At 70.0% G+C, this 21,037-nt stretch carries 14 protein-coding genes; 7 read left to right on the top strand and 7 right to left on the bottom strand.

The window, feature by feature from the left end:
* Positions 1 to 13: 13 nt before the first annotated feature.
* Both H6726_18475 and H6726_18480 read right to left on the bottom strand, forming a co-directional pair.
* Positions 14 to 3,325: a hypothetical protein gene (locus H6726_18475; protein MCB9659639.1), complete on the bottom strand. Its 3,312-nt coding sequence runs from the start codon at positions 3,323 to 3,325 to the stop codon at positions 14 to 16.
* Positions 3,326 to 3,332: 7 nt separating this feature from the next.
* On the bottom strand, positions 3,333 to 6,659 hold the full coding sequence (locus H6726_18480; protein MCB9659640.1) for a hypothetical protein: 3,327 nt from the start codon (positions 6,657 to 6,659) through the stop codon (positions 3,333 to 3,335).
* 312 nt (positions 6,660 to 6,971) lie between these two features.
* Here H6726_18480 and H6726_18485 point away from each other — a divergent pair, with 312 nt between their 5' ends.
* The 3 genes from H6726_18485 to H6726_18495 all read left to right on the top strand — a co-directional run bounded on the left by H6726_18485 (position 6,972) and on the right by H6726_18495 (position 11,045).
* Positions 6,972 to 7,958, top strand: a complete 987-nt coding sequence (locus H6726_18485) for an ATP-binding protein (GenBank protein MCB9659641.1) — start codon at positions 6,972 to 6,974, stop codon at positions 7,956 to 7,958.
* A gap of 20 nt (positions 7,959 to 7,978) precedes the next feature.
* On the top strand, positions 7,979 to 10,510 hold the full coding sequence (locus H6726_18490) for a S8 family peptidase (GenBank protein MCB9659642.1): 2,532 nt from the start codon (positions 7,979 to 7,981) through the stop codon (positions 10,508 to 10,510).
* A gap of 115 nt (positions 10,511 to 10,625) precedes the next feature.
* On the top strand, positions 10,626 to 11,045 hold the full coding sequence (locus H6726_18495; protein MCB9659643.1) for a hypothetical protein: 420 nt from the start codon (positions 10,626 to 10,628) through the stop codon (positions 11,043 to 11,045).
* Between the two features lie 4 nt (positions 11,046 to 11,049).
* On the opposite strand, the gene H6726_18500 is transcribed toward H6726_18495, so the two are convergent.
* A complete protein-coding gene (locus H6726_18500; protein MCB9659644.1) occupies positions 11,050 to 11,643 on the bottom strand; it encodes a class I SAM-dependent methyltransferase in 594 nt (197 codons plus the stop codon).
* 73 nt (positions 11,644 to 11,716) lie between these two features.
* Positions 11,717 to 12,706: a hypothetical protein gene (locus H6726_18505; GenBank protein ID MCB9659645.1), complete on the bottom strand. Its 990-nt coding sequence runs from the start codon at positions 12,704 to 12,706 to the stop codon at positions 11,717 to 11,719.
* Between the two features lie 93 nt (positions 12,707 to 12,799).
* On the opposite strand from H6726_18505, the gene ovoA reads away from it, so the two are divergent.
* The 3 genes from ovoA (at position 12,800) to H6726_18520 (ending at position 15,820) form a co-directional block, all read left to right on the top strand.
* Positions 12,800 to 14,176 (top strand): 5-histidylcysteine sulfoxide synthase, encoded by a 1,377-nt coding sequence (gene ovoA, locus H6726_18510; protein ID MCB9659646.1) that lies wholly within the window; start codon positions 12,800 to 12,802, stop codon positions 14,174 to 14,176.
* On the top strand, positions 14,169 to 15,197 hold the full coding sequence (locus tag H6726_18515; GenBank protein ID MCB9659647.1) for a hypothetical protein: 1,029 nt from the start codon (positions 14,169 to 14,171) through the stop codon (positions 15,195 to 15,197). The genes ovoA and H6726_18515 overlap by 8 nt, the downstream gene beginning before the upstream one ends.
* A gap of 98 nt (positions 15,198 to 15,295) precedes the next feature.
* Entirely contained in the window at positions 15,296 to 15,820 is a 525-nt protein-coding gene (locus H6726_18520; GenBank protein ID MCB9659648.1) for a YceI family protein, read from the top strand.
* Positions 15,821 to 15,848: 28 nt separating this feature from the next.
* Here H6726_18520 and H6726_18525 read toward each other — a convergent pair whose 3' ends face one another.
* The 3 genes from H6726_18525 to H6726_18535 all read right to left on the bottom strand — a co-directional run bounded on the left by H6726_18525 (position 15,849) and on the right by H6726_18535 (position 19,041).
* A complete protein-coding gene (locus tag H6726_18525) occupies positions 15,849 to 16,712 on the bottom strand; it encodes a flap endonuclease (protein MCB9659649.1) in 864 nt (287 codons plus the stop codon).
* Between the two features lie 54 nt (positions 16,713 to 16,766).
* Positions 16,767 to 17,822, bottom strand: coding sequence for a hypothetical protein (locus H6726_18530; protein MCB9659650.1), 1,056 nt, complete (start codon positions 17,820 to 17,822; stop codon positions 16,767 to 16,769).
* Between the two features lie 298 nt (positions 17,823 to 18,120).
* Positions 18,121 to 19,041: an enoyl-[acyl-carrier-protein] reductase gene (locus H6726_18535; GenBank protein MCB9659651.1), complete on the bottom strand. Its 921-nt coding sequence runs from the start codon at positions 19,039 to 19,041 to the stop codon at positions 18,121 to 18,123.
* A gap of 166 nt (positions 19,042 to 19,207) precedes the next feature.
* Between H6726_18535 and H6726_18540 the strand changes: the two genes are divergently transcribed.
* Positions 19,208 to 20,932, top strand: coding sequence for a protein kinase (locus H6726_18540; protein MCB9659652.1), 1,725 nt, complete (start codon positions 19,208 to 19,210; stop codon positions 20,930 to 20,932).
* The last annotated feature ends 105 nt before the right edge of the window (positions 20,933 to 21,037 follow it).

Below are 21,037 nucleotides of genomic sequence, written 5' to 3' on the forward strand. Positions count from 1 at the left end.
CCCACCACTCGCCTCAGAAGGCGAGCTGTGGGTTCCTCAAGATGACGAGGTCACGCGCGCCGATCAGCGGACGCCCCTCGTAGCCGCCCGACACGGCGCCGACGACATAGAAGCCGCTCGGCGTGTCCGACACCACCTGCGCGTTCTCGAGGCGCGGCACGACGACGCGGAAGGTGACGTCGCCCGTCGCGGCGATCGCGCGCACCTCCGTGACGTTCTCGCTGTTGGCGACACCGTTCACCACGACCATCGTCGTGTCGCCGTCCACGCGGAAGTCCGTGCGAACGGGCGACTCCACCCCGGCCACCCTCGCCCACTGCATGGTCCCGCTGGTGGGCGGTCCACTGTGGAACTCGACCCGCCCGGACGTGTCGGCGCCCCACAGCTCCGCGCTCTCGCTCAACGAGAAGTCCCACGCGAGGTCACCCGCCATCTCGAAGTCGCCGGGGCAGAGCTCGCCGTAGTTGCCCGGGAGCATCGGGTCCGTCGAGGGGACCGTCGCGAGCGAGCAGTTGCCCCATGCGAAGACCACGTCGCGCCCATCTGCGACGGCGATGCGACCCTGCGAGCGCGCCGTGTAGAAGCTGAACGTTCCGCTGTACGTGTCGAGGACCGCCCCCGTGTGCGAGACCTCCCAGAGGTGCGGCGTGGTGGCCACCGTGCCGGCGAGCCAGCACGAGGTGGAGGAGCAGGCGAAGTCGGTGATGTTGGTGCGGTCGCCGAGCCCGACGCCGCCCACGTTCACGAACTGGCCATCCGCATCGACGACGGACAGGTAGAGCCCGTCGTTGGTCACCCCTGGGAGCTTCCTGGTCGCGCGCTGCAGCCAGTACGTCGTTCCGTCCGCGTGGATGTCCACCAAGCTCGCCGACGCAGGGGTTCCGATGGCGGATGCGCCTGGGGGATCCTCGAGCTCGTGCAGCCAGTTGCGCTCGCCCTCGGGCGTGTAGCTCGCGAGGAAGCGCGACCTGGTGGTGAGCGAGAAGCGATTGTCCCCGTCGAGGTCGTCGCCCGTGGCCTGCCCGAACACGATCAGGTTGCCCGCGCCGTCAGTGCCGAGGTCCAGGGGGACCTCGTCTGCGATCGACCCAGTGAGGGTGACCAGCGGCGGCACGAGCCCGCCCAGCGGCTCCGGATCGGACCCGTCTGGGAGTCCGTCGCCGTCGGTGTCTGCCCGCCGTGGATCGGTCCCGGCGGCCCGCTCCTCCAGGTCGTTCAGCCCATCGCCGTCGCCGTCCGCGGTGGCGGGGTCCGAATGCACGAAGGGGCTCTCCGCGTAGTAGGCGAGGCTGCTGCGCACGCGCCAGCCCTCGCGGATCTCTTCCCAGTCGGTGAGTCCATCGCCGTCGCTGTCCTCGTCGTTGTCGCTCGTGCGATGCAGCATCTCCTCGCGGGCCGGGATGCCGTCCTGGTCTTCGTCGGAGATGAGCGTGAGGTAGATCTCGTCGCGCGGCATCAGGCGGATGTCCTCGAAGTCGAGCGCCGGGTCGAGCAGGCGCTCCGCGACGGACGCGCCCGTGGTCGCGTTCTCGGTGGCGAACATCACCCACACGGTGGCTGCGGTCGCGCCCGAGGGCGACGCCGACACGTCGCGCATGCGCGTCAGGACCCGCACACCGTCCGCGTTCGCCTGGACCTCGTAGTCGGAGCTGTCGAAGCCGAGGATCTCGCTGAGCGCGTCCCCGAGGCGCACGCCGGCCACCCGCCCCGCCGCGACGCGCGCGACGTTGGTGGCCACGCGGAACTTCTCGGGCGCGCGGCGACCGCCGTAGTCGATGGCGATCAGCGCGGTGCGCGCCGCCGTCGTCTCGCCCACGGAGAACGCGAAGTCCGTGCCTGTGCGGTCCACCAGGTCGTAGCTGGCGGGCACGACGAACATCCCGGAGGGGTTGGCCAGCAGCGCGAGCGCGTCCCGCGTGAGCAGCTCTCCGGTGACCACGAAGGGTCCCCGTGTCTCGCCCTCGCCGATCACCAGCCCGTTCGCCGCAGCCGGCAGCCGGAGCGTGGTCACCGCCGCGAGCCCGCCCGGGTTGTCACGGTCGGGCGCCACGGCCGTGAGCACGAGGTCGTCCAGGCCAAAGGCGCGGGTGCCGCCGTTGTGGATGGACACCGTCGTCGACAGCGTGCCGCCGCGGATCGTCTGGCCGCGCGTCGAGGCGCTCGCGACAGCCTGCGAGTAGGCGTCGCGGCTGCTCTCGGTGGACGCCGTGTCGAACGTGAGGCCCATCTCGTCCACGAACGTGCCCGTGACACTGGACGTCGTGGAGTACTTCGCGCCGTTGGTGGTCCCCAGGGAGACACCCACGGTGGCCTCCGTGTAGAGGTCGAGCGCGCTCGACGTGGACGTCTCGAGCGTGTAGCCCGTGGTCGCCTCCGTGCTCTCGGTCAGCGAGCTGGTGATGGCCGCCGTGTTCACGGTGCCGTTGCTGAGCTCCACGTGGAGGTCGACCTGGATGGCGCTCGAGATCTCGATCTGCGGCCGCGGCACGTCCGCGAGGAGCGCGTTCGTCGCGTTCTGGTTGATCTCCACGAAGTCAGAGCGCCCGTCTCCGTCCGTGTCGGCGAGCGTGGGGCTGGTGCCGTAGCGCTCGACCTCGGCGCCGTCGAAGAAGGCGCTGTTGCCCTCGGCGTCGGCGTCGCTGTCCACGTTGGTGGGCGAGCTGCCCCAGACGCGGATCTCGTCTGCGTCGGTCAGGCCGTCGCCGTCCGTGTCCGAGCTGACGGGGTTGGTGCGCAGCTGCCGCTCGAGCGCGTCACACACGCCGTCCCCGTCGCTGTCGCCGCTCGTCGGGTCGCTCATCACGCGCACCTCGGTGACGTCGCCCTGGCCGCTCTCGTCGAAGCGCACGAGCCAGCCCTCGTTCTCGAGGGCCGTGGAGAGGCCGTCGCCGTCGGGGTCGTCCTCCGTGATGACGGCCACCACGCAGCCCGCGCTGGGGTCGGTGGAGAGCGTCGCCACGCCCGCGCCCCCCTGGAGCACGAACTCGCTTCGGCCGTGCTCGTTCTCGGCGGCGATGGCGTAGGCGTAGAAGCGCCCCTCGACCACGCCGTCGTCGCGGAACACCTCTTGGTCGGCCGTGACGGTCGTGAGCTCTTCGAGGGTCGCGAGGTCCGGGATCGCGTCGACCATGGAGAGCTCCATGCGCCCCACGACGAAGCCTTCTTCGTTGTCGCTCTGGTCCGCCCAGCGGACCTCGATGTGTCCTGCCTGGGCGCTGGCAGCGACACCGGCAGGCGCGTCGGGCGCGCTGGTGCTCGTCTCGCCGCAGGCGAGCGCGAGGGTGATGGGGAGGAGGGCAGCAGTGAATCGCGTCTTGGTGTTCATGGTGTTCTCACTGCGCGAAGAGCAGCTGGGGGTTGCGGAGGATGAAGGCGTCCGTGCCGCCGATGCCCGCGGCACCGGGGAGGAAGCCCCCGTTGGAGGTCGCGACGACGAACAGGTTGCCGACGCTGTCGCGGTCGATGGCCACGACCCGGGTGGTGGCGTTGCCGACGGGCACGTCGAAGAGGGGCTGGCCGGACGAGGTGTGCCCCGAGAGCGCGCCGGCGCGTCCCGACTGTGTGCGCGCCGCGTAGACCTGATCCACGCGGTCCACGAACAGCGTCGTGACCTGCGCGGGGAAGCCGTCGCTGTTGGGGAAGGACACCGTCCACAGGTCCGTCGCGGCGATGTTCATGCGCCGGATGGCGCCGCTCCCGTTCAACACGCCGCCAACCAGATAGGCGCCGCGGCTGTCGATGGCCACGTCCCTTACGCCAGCGCACGGTAGCGCCGTGTTGTCCGCGTCGGTTCCGATGGTGCGCGTGGCGAGCGCGCACGCGCTGCTCGACGGGTCGTAGTGCAGGAAGGCGAGCCTCGCACCCACGCTGTCCCCGCGTACCTCCGGGTACTGCGCGCCGACGTAGTTCGACCCGACCCGCGCGCCATCCGCGCGGTAGTTGATGACGATGGCGTTGCCGTCGCCGATGCGGACGTAGACCACGCTCAGGTTCCCGTTGCGCCCACCGAAGACACGCCCGAAGCGGATGGAGTCGACGGCCAGGGCGTTCTGGAAGTGGTAGTCGTTCACCCGCTCCACGCGGCTGACGCCGCCGTCCGGGCCGAGCAGCACCACGTACTGCGCGTGGGCGCCCACGCCGGGCAGCTGCGTGTCCGACGCGCTGAGCGCGATCCAGACGCCTCCGGATGCTGGCGCGAAGAGGCCCGTGCCGTAGTCGGTCACGCCCTCGAACTGCTGGACCCAGCGGAGCGCGCCGGTCTCGGCGTCGAACGCCGCGACGAACATGCCGCCCGCCGTGCCGTCCGTGTCGATGTCGCCGTCCGTGTAGCCCTGCACGTACACCTGCGTGTCGCCGATGGCTGCGTCGAGGACGGTGTCCGCGCCCAGGGTGCCCAGCGCGACGACGAACTCCCCCGACGCACCACGCGTCGGGAACGGGTCGAGGTCGTCTCGGATCCCGTCGCCGTCCGTGTCGGCGCGGTTCGGGTCCGTGCCCGCCGCCTTCTCGGCGGGGTCGTCGAGGCCGTCGCCGTCTGCGTCGACCACCGTGGGGTTCGAGAACACGCGCGGGTTCACCGCGTAGAGCGGGAGCTCCACCTCCACGTCCCAGCCCTCGCGGACCTCCTCGTAGTCGCCGAGGCCGTCGCCGTCGCTGTCCGTGACGGTGTCGAAGGTCCCGTACAGGCGCTCCTCGCGGTCGTAGAGGCCGTCTCCGTCCGCGTCGCGCACGTAGGTCAGGAACACGCGGTCCCGCGGCATCAGCACCAGGTCCTCGAAGCTGCGTGCGCGGTCCAGCAAGCGCGTGGACACGGGCTCCGCCGAAGTGGCGTTGGTGGTCGCGATGATGACCCAGTAGCCGACGGGCGCGTCGTTCGCGTCACGCTCGGCCTCGACCCCGCGCATGGCCGTGAGCACGCGCACCCCGTCCGCCCGGGCCTCGGTCACGAACCCCGTGTCCGCGGGGATGCCGAGCACGCGCGAGAGCGCGTCGCCCATGCGGATGCCCGCCGGCGTGCCGTCCGCCGTGCGCTCGACGTTGGTCGCGACGTGATGGCGCTCGAGGGGGCGCAGTCCACCGTAGTCGATGGTGACGAGCGCCGTGCGGTCCTGGGTGGCCTCGCCGACCGAGAACGCGAAGTTCTCGCCCGAGCGGTCGGTGAGCTGGAAGCTCGCCATGCGGAAGAACATGCCGCTCGGGTTCGCGAGCAGGTCGAGGGCCGCGCGCGCCGAGAGCTCGCCCTCCACGCGGAAGGGTCCGGCCGTGCTGTTGGCGCCGAGGACCACGCCGTCCGCCTCGGGCGGCAGCGTGAGCGTGGTGATGCCCGTGTACGACGCGGGGTCGGTCGGGTCGCGGCGCAGGGCCGAGACGACGACGCCTCCGATCTCGAACACGCGCGTGCCCTCGTTCTCGATCTCGAGGGTGACGCCCACACGCCCGCCGACGATGGTCTGGTCCTCGCTGAGCGCCGTCTCGGACTGCCGCTCGTACGCCTGCTGGGCCGCGACGACGGATTCACGCGAGAGGGTGGTCCCCGCCTCGTTGACGAGCCCGACGCGGTACGAGCCGGTGACCGACGCCTCGCCACCGCCCGACGAGGGCAGCTCGATGAACGCGGTGCCCATGAAGGAGGCGCCCAGCTCGATGGTCTGCGTCGTCGCCGTGCTGGAGGTGTCCGCGAGGGTCGTCGTGTTCGACTGCTCGAAGCTCGTGACGCCGCTGATGGTCGAGGTCGTCCCCGTCGAGAGCTCCACGTCGAGGTCGAGGTCGATCCCGCCGACGATGCGCAGCGCGGGCGTCGGGAGGTCGGCGACCAGCGGGTTCGTCCCGTTCTGGTTCACCTCTTCGAAGTCGGTGCGGCCGTCGCCGTCGGTGTCGTCCAGCGTGGGCGAGGTCCCCAGCGTCGTCAGCTCTGCACCGTCGAAGAACAGCCCGTTGCCGTGCGCGTCCCCGTCGCTGTCGACGTTGATGGGCGAGCTGCCCCAGCGGTCCAGCTCCTCGACGTCGGAGAGGCCGTCGCCGTCCGTGTCCGGGCGGCGCGGGTCGGTGCGCGACGCGCGCTCGTCGCGGTCACACAGGCCGTCGCCGTCCGTGTCGCCCGAGGTCGGGTCGCTCGTCACCGCGCGCGTGAAGCGCGTGCCCTGACCGTCCTCGTCCACGATCACGTTCCAGCCCATCGCCTCGACCGCGTCCTCGAGTCCGTCGCCGTCGGTGTCGAGCGCCGTGGGCGTCCCGTCGCAGCTCACCCCGCCGCTCTGTCCGACGCCGTCGCCGAGCTGGAGGACGAACTCGCTGCGCGCGCCCGCGTTCCGCGAGGCCACCGCGTACACGTAGTACGTGCCGCGGGTCAGGAAGCGGTCCTCAAACGTCGTGACGTTCGCGCCAACGGCCCCGATGATCTCGAGCGCGTCTGCCGCCGGACGGTCAGCCGGGTCGGCCACGGACGCACGCGCCACGACGAACTCGAGCTCGTCGTCGCTCCCATCGGACCACGAGAGCACGATGGTGTCGCCCGCCACCGCGAGCGAGGCCATGACGGACGCAGGAGGGCTCGGCGGCGGGCCACCCCCCGTGTCCCCGCAGCCTGCGGAGGTGAGCACCGCGACGACCGCGACGAGGGCGGCTCCTTGCGGAGTCGAGAGCAGTTTCCATGGACGCATCCGGGCCTGTTCCTTTCATGCGGGCGGCCAATAGGAGACGACTCCTGACGTGCACCCACATGGGGATCAGTTGCGCACGGGGTGCGCGTTCTCAATGGTGCCAAACCATTGTTTGGCTCTTCGCTGCCGGAGCCCATGCGCCACGCCACGCCACTCGCTTCCGTCCAACGGGGCCGTCATCCCGACGCCCCCGTGACCGAGAGGCGCAGACCCACCCGTGAAACGGGTCCTTGACTTCGGAGACAGAATCCTCAACGCATCGCGGGTTTCGGTGGAACCTGGCCAATTGCGCAAGGTACAACAGAGGACATCATGGCAACCGCGGATCAGGTCAAAGCGCTCATTCGGAGCCACGCCGATGGCGACGACAGACGCTTCTACGCGGTCGCCATCCAGGTCGCAGCACGGGCAGCGAGGAGCGGCCACGGAAAGTTCGCGCAAGAGCTGCGTGAGCTGGTCGATCAGGCGAAGGCGCGTGCCAACACCGCCGAGCGTGACCACGGGCCCAGGCCGGTCCCGCTGGTCCAACCCCGAGGTGAACTCTCAGGCCTGCTGACTGTGGGCTACCCGAACACACGCGTGGTCGACATGGCACTTCCCGAGGCGCTCCAAATGCGCCTCGATCGTGTCCTCACCGAGCAGCGTCAGCGCGACCGACTTCGCGAGCATGGATTCGCGCCGATGCGAAAGCTCCTGCTCGTCGGTCCGCCAGGAACCGGCAAGACGATGACCGCGTCGGCGATCGCGGGCGAACTCGGGCTGCCCTTGTTCAGCATTCAGCTTGATGGGCTGATCACCAAGTACATGGGCGAGACCGCGGCCAAGCTCCGATTGGTTTTCGACGCGATCCAGGCAACCCGGGGTGTGTACCTGTTTGACGAGTTCGACGCGCTGGGCGGCGAGCGCAGCTCGAGAAACGACGTGGGCGAGATCCGTCGCGTGCTCAACTCCTTTCTGCAGTTCCTTGAGCAGGACGACTCGGACAGTATCGTCCTAGGTGCGACGAACCACGTGGGTTCGCTCGATCGTGCCCTCTTCCGACGTTTCGATGCCGTCCTCGAGTACTCGTTGCCGACGCGAGAGATCGCGACCCGCGTGATGCGGGGTCGGCTGGCGCTCTTGGACACTACCGATATTTCGTGGGACGCCGCGGCGAAGGCGGCGGATGGGCTCAGCCACGCCGAGATCGCGATGGCTTGCGAGCAGGCCGCGAAGAACGCCATACTCGACCACACGACGTCAGTGCGAGACTTTCAACTCGTGACTGCACTCAAGGAACGGCGCAGTACGCACCCATAGCCAGCACCGGAGGGACTGACGTGGCCGCACCTCGCAATCGTAGGCACATTCTCGTCACCACGGGGACCACGGTAGAGGCGTACACGCCACACGGACGAAGGATCAACTTCCCGAAGCCCCCACCCCCGACGAGCCGACCGAAGCACGGAAGGGAGCTCGAACGCAGGCTCAAGGCTGTCGTCGTCGAGGCAAGCGAGCGCCGAGTCGACGCTGGCATCGAGATCCACGGAGCAGCGCCCGGGGTCTATGTGGAGTTCGAAGGGCAGCCCGGTGTGCCACTCCTAGTGACCTCACTCGAAGACTCGCGCCAGGGCATCGAGGTCGTTGCCGTCAGCCACTCACGCACGGACGAACCCGAGCCACGTCGCATCGAACGCGCGACGGTGTTCGTCCCCGACGGGAAGGTGAAGCACTTCCTCACTCGATTCGAGAGCTATGCGAAGACGACACCTAGGAGGAAAGGCGAACTCCGCTACGAAGACATGCTGGATAGGGTCGCGACACTACGCCTGGCCACCCTACGCGGACTGTGGACCGACGCGAGCGAGGCCTACCCCATCGAACACGAGGCGATTTGGTGGGAAGTTTGGCTTCGCCGCCAAGACGGCAACGAGCTCGAGCGCCTGATGGAGTTTGCGGCCGCGAAGGAGGTCGACGTCGCACCTCGTCGACTCATGTTCGACGACCGCATCGTAACATTGGTGCGCGGCACGCCTGCCCAACTCGCGTCGTCAGTGGATGTGCTAAATGACCTCGCCGAGGTTCGAAAGGCGAAGGAGACCGCCGCAGTGTTCGCCGACATGGGGCCCCAGGACCAAGGCGAGTGGGCGAGGGATCTGCGAAGTCGCGTGATGCCCCCGGGGGTGGAAGCGCCAGCGGTCTGCGTGCTCGACACCGGGGTTACCCGCGGGCACCCGCTACTCGATGCGTCGCTCGATACCGATGATTGCCATGCGTGCGACCGAGACTGGGGCACGCATGACCACTCCGGGCACGGCACCGAGATGGCCGGCCTTGCCCTGTATGGCGACCTTACCCCAGTCCTCGAGAGCACGGGGGACATCCTGCTGCGGCACCGACTCGAGTCCGTAAAGATCCTACCTCCCGATGGACACCCCGCGAACGCGCCCGACCTGTATGGTGCCGTCACGGCCGAGGCGGCAAGCCGCGCAGAGATCCATGCCCCTGAGCGTCGTCGTACGTTCTCCATGTCCATCTCCGCAACCGATGAGCGGGACCGAGGCCAACCTACATCCTGGTCTGCGGCGGTCGACGCATTGGCGGCTGGGCGATCGTTCGTCCCGCGCACGCAGGGGCTCGAGTATCTCGACGAGGGCGACGACGCCGCGCAGCGGTTGTTCGTGCTCTGCGCAGGCAACGTGGACGCGAGCGCGCTCGTGGTGGACCATCTCGAGCGAAGCGACACAGATCCCGTTCACGACCCTGGACAAGCGTGGAACGCCCTCACCGTTGGAGCTGTGACCGAGAAGGTCATCATCAACGACCCGCTGTGGACAGACTGGCGACCCGTCGCGCGGCGCGGCGAGCTGTCACCATGGAGCACGACTGGCGTGACGTTCGCTGACGCGTGGCCCATCAAGCCGGACGTCGTCTTTGAAGGTGGCAACGTCGTGAAGAACGGGAAGGACGAGGTGAGCTTTCCGTGCCCCGATCTCTCGTTGCTGTCGACCCATTTCAAACCCGCGGAACGGTCGTTCGCCCTCACCGAGGCGACGAGTGCCGCGACTGCACAAGCGGCACGGCTGGTGGCCCTAGTCTCGGCGGATTACCCGAGATTCTGGCCCGAGACGCTGCGCGCTCTGGTAGTGCACTCGGCGGAGTGGTCGGCACAGATGCAGACCCACCTGAGAGGCGCGAGCGGCAAGCGCGCCCGCGCGAAGCTCGTCCAGCGATACGGCTTCGGCATGCCGAGCCCTGAGCGTGCCCTACGCAGCGCAAACGACGCGCTTACCCTCGTCTTGCAGCGCCGGATCCGGCCTTTCGCCAAAGGCAAGATGCGCGAGCTTCACTTCTTCGACCTTCCCTGGCCTCGCGATGTGCTCGCCGAACTTGGCGCTACGCCTGTCCGCCTGCGCGTGACGCTCTCATACTTCATCGAGCCGAACCCTGGCAGGCGCGGCTGGAAGAGACGCCACCGCTATGCATCGCACGGCCTACGCTTCGAGGTGAAGGGGCCGACGGAGTCCATCGAAGCATTCCGCAAGCGCCTCAATATGAAGGCGCTCGACGAGGACGAGGCCAAGCCAGCTGCGGCCGGCGACGCGTCGGAATGGTACCTCGGCGAGCAGGCTCGCAACCGAGGCTCGCTCCACGCCGACTTCCTCTCTTGCAGTGCGGCCGACCTTGCCGAACGCGGCGTGGTCGCCGTCTACCCGGTCAGCGGCTGGTGGAAGGATCAGCCGAAGCGCGACCGCAGCGACAAGGGCGTGCGATACTCGTTGGTCGTTTCCATCGAGACGCCGGGGGTGGAGACCGACATCTGGACGCCGGTGGCGCAGGAAGTTGGCGTGCCGGTGGTGGTCGAGGCGTAGGCTGCGAAGGGGGCGGGATGTAGCCACGCGAGTCATCGACGCTGGCACGCCCTGTGCGTATGTCGCGTGTGCCAGCCAGTCATGTGCGAAAACGAGCCACACGTCAAGGAACCCCATGCGCCCGTCGAGCCTCCCGTCTCTCCGCTTTCGCTGCGTGCATGCCGCTTGCGTTCTCACCTTCACGCTTTGCGCGCTGCTCCCTTTGGCAGGCTGTGAAGCCGATGAGTGTGCGCTCGATTGGACGGTCTGGCTCGGGCCGAACCCCAACTGCCCTCCGGGCACCGACAACAGCTACGGCGCATGCAGTGCTCCTAGACTCCTGTTCGAGGGGTGCGCCGTGCAGCTGCAGGTTGCGGACACGATCCGGAGCTTTACGTACCGCGTCGTGGGGCAGACGGTGGAGCTGACGAGCTCGGGGACCGCGCCTGTGAGCGCTGCTTCCCTCGGGGCGGACGACACGCTGAGCTACGAGCGCCGCGAGTACACCCTCACCATGAGCGATCCCGACGAGTATTGGTTCGGCGAGCGGCCGTAGCGGTTCACCGCGCCAAGCGCGCCAGCCACACCGTGCGGTCGAGGCGTGGGTCCTCGAGGCTGTGCAGCAGGATTTCGTAGCCGTGCCGCTCGAGCCACGCTCGGTACTCGGCCGTGTCGAGGCTGCCGTGGAACAGCTGGTCGCCGAACATGTCGCCGCTCGGGCCCTCCCCTTCGCGGAGACCACTGGTGAACAAGAGCACGCCATGGGGGGCCGTGTGCTCGCGAAACGTCGCGAACATGCGGCGCTGGTCCGCGCACCCGAGGTGAAAGAAGCTGTCCCAGGCGATCACCACACCAAAGCGCTGACCGAGGGCGAGGCCGCGCATGTCCGCGTGGTGCAGCGTCAGCGTCGGGAGATGCTCACGCGCAACGTCCAACATCGGGAGCGCGAGGTCCACGCCTGTCACCGTATCGCCACGCTCGACGAAGAAGCGCGCGATGGGCTCCCCGCTACCGCAGCCGACGTCCAGTACGCACGTGGGCGCAGGCACGAGCTCGGCCACGCGCTCGGGAATGCTCCGTTCGACCCGCGAGCCGCGACGCAGCTCGTGCCAGCGCTGCGCGTGCCGGCTGTAGATGGCGGCGAGATCGACCAAGGTGTGACCAGTCTAACGCCAGACGTCGTCGCGAATGCCACGCAGGTACTTGGCCAATCGCACGCGAAAGGCTTCATCGATCCGCGACGACGGGCGACGTGGGCAGGGCGCTCAGCGCGACCGCCGTGAACGCCTCCACAGGATCACAACCGAACGCCGCGTACACCTCGGGGTAGTTCCCGGGTGAGGTGTTCTCGTCGACGATCATCGGTCCGTCCTCCGTCGCGATCATGTCGAACCCGATGATGGCGCAGCCGAGCACCTGCGCCGCGTCCACGGCGAGCTCCCGCTGCGCGTCGTCGATCTCGGCGGGCTCCACCGCGCCACCTTGGGCTCCCGCGTCGAAGACCTTGAAGCGCCCCGGGGCCATGGCGGTCACCTTCTCGGGGCGCTTGCGGTAGGCGCACACCACCTCGCCACCCAGCACGGTCACGCTGGCCCAGCGGGTCATGTCGTTGTCGTAATAGCGCTCCAGCAGGAAGCCCCGGTCGGGCGCACGCCCCGCTACGGAGGTCACGTAGCCCACGAGGTCGCGCAGCGCGGCGAACGACTCGACCAGGTGCACCCCCTGCCCCCACGCGCCACGGCGCGGCTTGAGCAACGCCGCGCCCCATGCGTCCATGACCGGGTGCAGCGCGTCGATGTGCGCCGCGTCGAAGAGCACGTGCTCGGGCACACGCAGGCCCGCCCGCTGCAGCAGCTGGTGCGCCTGGAACTTGTCGAGCGCCAGCTCCCAGCGGAAGGGGTCCGGCACCACGGGCGTGCGCGCCGCGAGCGTCTTCAGCAGCTCCAGCTCGTAGGCGCCCGGCGCGCGGTCGACCTCGCAGTACCAGAAGAACCCGTCGAGCCCTTCGACGGGCGCATCGCCCACCCACAGCACGCCGTCGCGCACGTACCCGTCACGAAAGTCGAGGGGCACCACGCGCACGTCCGGCACGACCGCGAGCCGCGCCACGAGCGGCGTGTGCAGCGGCGCGCGCAGGCAGCCCCAGCGCTCCGGGCGGGCGAACGCGGGGTCACCGGCCTCGGGGCGCACGGGCACGCAGACACCAAGTTGTCTCATCGGAGGAGCGTACGGTCACCCCCGCGCGTATGAAACCCTGTAGGCTCGCAACCCGAGCTAACGCCGGGGGCGCATGCGCCTACGAGGAGGTCCATGGAAGACATCATCGCGGACGAGGTCCGAGCCCACGCGCAACGCGGCCCCATGCAACGCCGTCGAGAGCCCCTCCCGCCCGACCTCCGGCACGTGTGCCGCGACTCGGCCCGCGCCTACTTCGAGGCCAGCTGGTCGCTCAACGAGCTGCTGTTCCGCACCATCACGCACGAGCGCGCGTTCTTCACGCAGCCCGACCCGCTGCGTCAGCCGCTGGTCTTCTACCTGGGGCACACCGCCGCGTTCTACGTGAACAAGCTGCGGCTCGCCGGGCTCGCCTCGCACGGGCTCGATGCGCACCTGGACGCGCTCTTCGCGCGCGGTGTGGACCCCGAGTCGGCGGACGAGCTGGACGGCCAGAGCGCGTGGCCATCGGTGGATTCCGTGTGGGCCTACCGACGGGCCGCGCGCGAGCAGGTCCTGGCCGCCATCGAGGCTCTCCCGTGGGAGGCGCCCATCACGGAGGAGCGCCCCGAGTGGGCCGTGCTGATGGGCATCGAGCACGCGCGCATCCACTTCGAGACCTCGTCGATGCTGCTGCGCCAAGCGCCCGTCGAGCACCTCACGCGGCCGCGTGGCTGGCGCTACGCCGACGACGCCCCCGTACCGGCCGAGCGCTTCGTGCACGTGCCCGCGGGGGACACGGCGGTGGGGCGTCCCCGCGGGGGACGGCTGTTCGGTTGGGACAACGAGTACGGTCACGACACGCGCGAGGTCCCGGCGTTCGACGTCGGGGCGGACCTGGTCACGAACGCCCAGTTCCTCGCGTTCGTCGACGCCGGGGGCTACCGCGACGAGCGACTGTGGAGCCCCGCCGGCTGGGCCTGGCGCAGCGCGCACGGCGTCGAGGGCCCGCGCTTCTGGCTGCGCGAGGGCACGCGGCCGCCGCGCTACCGCGCCATGTTCGACGAGCTGCCGCTCCCGCTGAGCTGGCCCGCCGAGGTCAACGCCATCGAAGCGGACGCCTACTGCCGCTGGCGCGACGGGGTGCGGCTGCCCACCGAGGCCGAGTGGTGCCGCATGCTGGACGTCACGGAGGGTGCGCGGGACGACGAAGAGGGCGCGCACTTCCACCTGCACTTCGAACTGGGCTCGCCGCGCCCCGTGGGCGCCACCTGCCGCGACCGCGGGCGGGCGCTGCACGACGTGCGTGGCAACGTGTGGCAGTGGCTGAGCGACGACTTCCACCCGCTCCCCGGTTTCCGCACGCACCCGCTCTACGACGACTTCTCGGTGCCCTACTTCGACGCGGAGCACGCCATGCTGCGCGGGGGCGCGTGGGCCACCACCGGAACTGGCGCGAGCGTGCACTACCGGCTGTGGTTCCGGCGACACTTCTACCAGCACGCGGGCTTTCGCCTGGTGCGCTGTGAGTAGCGCGCACGGCGAGCAGGTCGACCACGGCCGAGACCACCCCACCAACGAACCCAGCACGACCCAGCACGACCCGCATCAGCACGAGCTCATGCGCGCCGCCGCCCGGCTGGGGGTGACCCACTGCGTGGTCGCGGGGGCGCCCGACACGGTGGCCTATGCGTGGGGCGAGCACGAGGTGCGCGTGCGCAAGGGGCGCGTGTTCCCTTCGCTCACGCGCGCGGCCGAGGCCCTGTGCGACCACAAGCAGCGCTGCAAGGACGCTCTCGATGCCATCGATGTGCGCACGCCAGCCGGGCTCCCCTTCTGGTCGGACGACACCGACGTCGAGCCGCGCATGGCCGCACTGCTGGCCGAACGTGCCCCACTCGTTTGCAAGCCCGTGGACGGCACGCACGGTGAGGGCGTGGCCCTGGACCTCACGAGCGCAGCCGCGGTCCTCACCCACGCGCAGCGCCACAGCCCCACACGTAGGGAGTGGGTGGCGGAGTCGCAGCACGGCGGGCACGACCTCCGCCTCCAGGCCATCGCGGGGCAGCTGTTCGCCGCCTGCATGCGTGTGCCTGCCGCCGTGGAGGGGGACGGTGTGCAGACCGTGGCGCAGCTCCTCGCCGCGCGCGACGCAGAGGTGCGCGCCCTGAACCCGCGCAACCAGCTCACGGTGGACGACGAGGTCCGCGCCCTGCTGCAGGCGCAGGGGCTCACGCTCACGAGCGTGCCCGGCGCGGGCCTGCACGTGCCCCTGCGCCAGGTCGCCAACATGGCGCAGGGGGCGCGCGCCATCGACGTCACGGACACCCTGCATCCGGGCTGGCGCACGAACGTGGCGCGCATTGCCAAGCACGTGGGCATCGCCGTGTTCGCGGTGGACGCACGCGTCAGGAGCGCCGAGGACCCACCCGACGCAGGCGTCGTGCTGGAGCTCAACGCCCGTCCCGAGTGGCTGCACCACACCTTCTCGGAGGGGCGCCAGCACGACGTAGGCGCGGCCCTGCTGCGCGCCTGCCTGCCGGGGCTCTCGTAGTACGACGCCCGGCACCCCGGGGCGCTGGCTGAAACACCCCCCTGCCCGCGGCGCCAAGCCCTTGCGGCGCCTCTGATCCGTGCTCTAGTCTGCGCGCCATGCCGAAGTACGACGCCAGCTCCGCCGAAGTCCTGCTCTTCTCGTTCAAGGACGGGTTGCTCGCCAAGGTCGCCCACGACCTCAAGATGCGCGTCGACGACTTCAGCATCGACGTGGCCGACGACCTCAGCTCCGTGAAGGCCACCTTCCAGGCCAACCGCATCAGCGTGCTGACCGCCATGAAGGACGGGCGCGACGACTACGGCACCCTCAGCGACGGCGACAAGAAGAAGATCCTGGCCAACATCTCGGACGACGTGCTGAACAGCCGCCGCCACCCCACCATCACCTTCGAGTCCAGCAGCGTGCGCGAGCAGGGCAGCACGCGCACGGTCAGCGGCAACCTCACGCTCAACGGGCAGACCCGCAGCGTGAGCGCCACCATCCGCGAAGAGGGCGCCAACTGGGTGACCGACGTGACCCTGCAGCAGCCCGACTTCGGCATCAAGCCCTACAAGGCCCTCGGCGGCGCCCTCAAGGTCAAGCCCGAGGTCCGCGTCAGCGTGCGCGTCCCGAAGAGCTGAGCGCGGCCCACCCTTGTCGACCGCCGGGCTACGGCAGCGCCGGCACGCTCACGCCCAGCTCGGCGCACAGCGCCACCAGCGCCGGCTGGTCCGGCCCGCGCCAGGCCAGGGCCTCCAGCGTGGCGGGCGGGGTCAGCTCCGCGTCCTCACGCAGCGTGGCGAGCGTCCGGTACAAGCGCGCGTCGTCGCGGCGGGGGTTCAGGTTCTCCGCCAGGCCCGCGGCGCCGCGCACCTTGATGTCCCAGCTGGCAGGGTCCTCGGGGATGGCGTCGAGCCGCTCGTAGCGCGCCAGCAGCGCGGCCGCCGCCTTGGCCCCCCAGCGGGGGATGCCGGGGATGCCGTCGGCGCTGTCACCCACCAACGCCAGGTAGTCCGGGATGGAGCCCGGCGAGACCCCGAACTTGGCCAGCACCCCGGTCTCGTCGAGGGTCTCCTGCTTGCGGCGGTCGAAGCCCACCACCCGCTCGCCGCGCACGCACTGCGCCAGGTCCTTGTCTGGCGAGCACAGCAGCACGCGCGTCACGCGCTCGTCGTCACGCAAGCGCGCTGCGCCCGTCGCGAGGGCGTCGTCCGCCTCCACCTCGCGCATGGGCCAGGTGACGATGCCCAGCGCCGCGCTCGCCCGCTCGGCCAGCGGAAACTGGGCCAGCAGCGCGGGCTCCATGCCCTCGCCCGTCTTGTAGCCCGCGAAGAGCTCGTTGCGGAACGACTCGATCACCGTGTCGAACGCGCACGCGACGTGCGTGGTGCCCGGCTCGCGCAGCAGCGCCGCGAACGAACGCAGCAGCCCCACAGTGGCGCCCACCTCCTGCCCGTTGGGCGCGCTGCGCGAGGGCGCCCCGAAGTGCGCGCGGAAGAGCTCGTACGTTCCGTCGATGAGGTGGACCTGCATGCGGCGCACCTTATCAGCTCGGTCGCCTGCATCGCGACCCGCGTGCGGTGACGCTCAGAGCGAGAAGTAGGCGTGCCCGGCCAGGGTCACCTGCCACACGTCCTGCAGGGCTTTGTCGCTGTTGTTGGGCGTCACCAGCGCCGGGAAGCCGAAGCCCAGCGTAATGTCCATCAGCGGCTGGTCGCCGCTGGCCACGGTGTAGCCGAACTCGAAGCCCAGCGGGAACGCGAGGTTGTCGAAGTCGATCCAGCGCACGCCCGTACGCGCCGCCAGGTACACCGAGGGGTGCAGCTGGATGAGCGCCGAGAACGGCAGGAACAGGTCCAAGTGCGGGTCCTTGTCGTCACGGTCGAAGCGCAGCGCCACCTCGAGCCCGCTGTCGAACGCGAAGCGCTCCGTCACCCGGGCCCGCACCACCGTGGCGCCGAACAGCGCGAGGTCACCGTTGACCGGGATCACCACCCCCACGTCCACGGACACGTCGAACGAGGGGTCCGCCACCAGCCGCACACGCGCGTGAACGGGGATGTCCCCGAACTCCGGGTCCGGGGTGAGCGCGAGCGGCACGAGCCCTTGCGGCAGCACTCCGCCGGCGATGACCGGGTGGTACATGCCCAGACGCTCGTCCAGCACCCCGAGCTCCAGCCAGTCCGTCACGGCAAAGCTCCCGCCGATGGACAGCGACAGCGACGTGTCCTGGTTGGTCAGCGCGCGCGTGGCGTCGTCGAAGTGGTACACGCGCAGCGTGCCGCCAGCTCGCGCGTAAAAGCGCGGCATGTTCAGCGGGCGCTGGATGTGCGCGAGCGGAAACGCGACGGGCGCGTCAGCCATCATCGGGTCTTCGTCAGCGGGGTCCGCCGCGGGGCCCTGGGACGACCTGTCCGCGCGACCGCCGGTCGAACGAGGTGCGGCGGCCGAGTCGTCCGGAGGAGCCTGATCGCTGTCGGTGTCGGTGCCCGGGTCCGTCTCGGACTCGGGCTCCTCCATCGGATCCGGCACGAACGCGCGCGCCATGGGGGCAGGGCCGAGCACCAGCGCAGCGAGCACCGCGAACGTCGTCACAGACCGGCGGCGAGGGGTCTCATCCACGTGTCGTAGGGCTCGTGTCATCTCAGGGCTCCTTCGCGTCCGTCACCGGTCTTGGGGGCAGCGTTCCAGCTGGGGAAGGGTTTACCACGATGGGGACGACCAGCGACCCGAGAGCGCACGTCCCGCCGACCGCCCGTCCCCAGCTCACGAGGCGCAGTCCGCCTCCGAAGGGGGCGGACTTCGAGCGCGCGATCACCTGAGATCGCTGCCCCGGACTTCAGTCCGGGGTGCCCCTAATCCGGGACAGACTGCCGTTCTGAGACAGCCTCTTTCAGTCCGACGCCCTATTCGGGGACAGATCCCGCCTTGCGCCTCGTCCTCACTCCTTCGCCAGCGCGTCCAGGATGCCCTGCACGTCGGCCGGCACGGCCATGGCGCTGTAGCCCTTGTCCACGTGCAGGGTCTCGCCCGTGATCCCGCTGGCCAGGGGGCTGCACAGGAAGGCCGCCGTGTGGCCCACCTCGGTGGCGGTCAGCGCCTCGGGCAGGGGCGAGTTGGCCGCGTAGTACGCGATCATGCGGCCGATGAAGCCGATGGCCGAGGCCGCGCGCGACGCGTAGGGCCCGGCGCTGATGACGTTCACGCGGTGGCCCCACTTGCGGCCCGCCTCGAACGCCAGGACGCGCGTGTCGCTCTCGAGCGCCGCCTTGGCCGTGGACATGCCGCCGCCGTAGCCGGGCACCACGCGCTCGGCCGCGAGGTAGGTCAGCCCGACGAAGCTGCCGCCCGGGCGCACGAGCGGCCCCAGCTGCTGCACCAGCGCCGTGAAGCTGTAGGCCGACGCGCCGATGGCCGCGAGGTAGCCGTGCCGGCTGGTCTCGAGCAGCGGGTTCTTCACCTCGGGGCCATTGGCCAGGCTGTGCACCACGATGTCGAGGCAGCCCTCGCCGAAGTCGGCGAGGAGCGCGTTCTTGACGCCCTCGATGCTGAAGTCGCCGCGCTCGCGGTAGCGCTTGCTCTCGCGCACGTCCTCGGGGGCGCTGGCGAGCGTGTCGTACTCGGCGTCCAGCGGGTAGACGCGCTCGAACGTCATCTTCTCGCCCGAGGCCAGCGTCATGGACTCGTCCAGCTTCCCTCGCCGCAGCATGTTCTCGAAGATGCCCATGGCCGGCGGCCAGGTGCCCACACACACGCTCGCGCCTGCCTCGGCCAGCGCCTTGGCGATGGCGAACCCGAACCCACCGTCGTCGGCGACCCCGGCGACGAACGCGCGCTTTCCGCGCAGATCAATGGAGAGCATGTGCGGGCTCTACCGCCATTCGCGCGGGGAGGCCAGCGCCGGAGGCGCGACCTCGGGGGGCCCCTGCGTCGTGCTGACCCCTTCGTCACGGTCTGCGTAGACGAGCGAGCGATACGGCATCGAGCCTGGTACGCTGCACGCCGAACGAGCCCCAAGGAACCTGTCCATGCGCGTCTGCCCGCGGTGCGGCCTCAAGTACCCGAACGACCAAGAGCGGTGTTTCGTCGACAACGCGACCCTCGATCAAGCCGCGGATCCGTGGCTGGGGCAGACCCTCGCGGGGCGCTACTTGATCGAGGACCTGATCGGCGAGGGCGGCATGGCGACCGTCTATCGCGCGCGCCACACCCTGGTGGACCGCCCCGTGGCCGTGAAGATCATGGCCCAGCAGCTGCGCGGCAGCGAGCAGCTGGCCGAGCGCTTCCGCCGTGAGGCCAAGAACGCCGCCGCCCTCGCGCACCCGAACATCATCGAGGTGTACGACCACGGCGAGACGGAAGACGGCGCGCTCTTCATGGTGATGGAGCTGCTGCGCGGCCGGCCCCTCTCGGACATCATCGCGGCGGGGCCGATGAACCCCGCAGACGTGTGCGCCTACGGCCTGCAGATGAGCACCGGCCTCGCGCGCGCCCACGACTTCGACGTGCTGCACCGCGACCTGAAGCCGGACAACATCTTCATCGTGGACGGCCCCGCGGGCATGCGCGGCACGGCGAAGCTGCTGGACTTCGGCATCGGCCGCTCGCTCGGGGACTCGCGCCTGACCAACGCGGGCGAGATCTTCGGCACGCCCCAGTACATGGCCCCCGAGCGCCTGACCAACATCGACGCGGGCGCCTCGGCCGACCTGTACGCGCTCGGCTGCATCCTGTTCGAGATGATCACGGGGCGCCCGCCCTTCCAGTCCGAAGAGATCACGGGCTACTTCATCAAGCACCTACAGGAAGCCCCACCGAAGCCCAGCAGCCTGGCCCCGGCCTGCCCACGGCGGCTCGAGGAGCTGATCCTGGGGCTGCTCGAGAAGCGCCCCGACCAGCGCCCCGTGGACGCCCACGAGGTGATCCGCACGCTGCGCGAGCTGGCCCCGAAAGACGACGTCGCCGCGCCGGCCCCAGCCCCTACCTCGGCGCGTCAGCACGTGGCGCCCACGCTGCCCCCGACCACGCTCGAGCGCTGGGCCCGGCGCACGGCCATCTTCGACCAGATGCTGTCGCGGGCCTTCCCCGGCGGTGACGCGCCCCCCGCGCTGCGCGCCCAGCTGGAGGAGATCCGCGAGATGCTGCGCGCCATCCAGCAGCTGCGCACGCAGGGCCTGGGCGAGCAGCGCAAGCTGGAGGCCCTGGATCACGAGGCGCGCGAGACCCGCGCGCGTCTCGGTCACGCCATGCACGTGTTGGCCGAGGACCTCTCGAGCGCCCGCACGGCGGCCCGCAGCGCCGAGGCCGACGTCACCCCCTACTTCACGGCCGAGTCCCAGGCAGAGGCGGGCGCCAAGGACGCCTACGAGCGGCTGGCCAGCGCGGGAGGGCTGCGCCCCCCGAAGGAGCCCTCCGGGGAGATCCGTCGCCTGCTACGCGAGCTGGCGGACGACCTGGACCGCTGGGAGCTGGCCAAGGGTGCGTCGGAGAAGGCCCGCGCCTGGCTGGAGGGCAAGCGTCGCGAGGTGAGCGACCTGGAGTTCCAAGTGAAGAGCATGCGCGAGGTGCTGGAGAACACGGAGGGCACGCTGGCGGCCAGCAAGGCCGCCTCGGAGACCGCGCTGATGGAGAGCGGCCGCACGGTGGAGGAGCATGAGCAGCGGCTGCTCACGCGGGCTGCGACCTACTGCGAGGCCCTCCGGCCCCGTCCAGAGCTGGGGGACCTGTTCCAGCAGCTCGAGCACCAGCAGTGATGTGCCACGCGGACGCGGGTCGGCCCTGATGGTGCCTGCGCGACACGCGGACGACGACAGAACGAGGCACTGGGTGTCCGCTCGCTCGCCTCCTGCGTCATGGCC

The sequence above is a fragment of the Sandaracinaceae bacterium genome (assembly GCA_020633055.1).
In the GTDB taxonomy this organism is placed as follows: domain Bacteria; phylum Myxococcota_A; class Polyangia; order Polyangiales; family Houyiibacteriaceae; genus JADJJE01.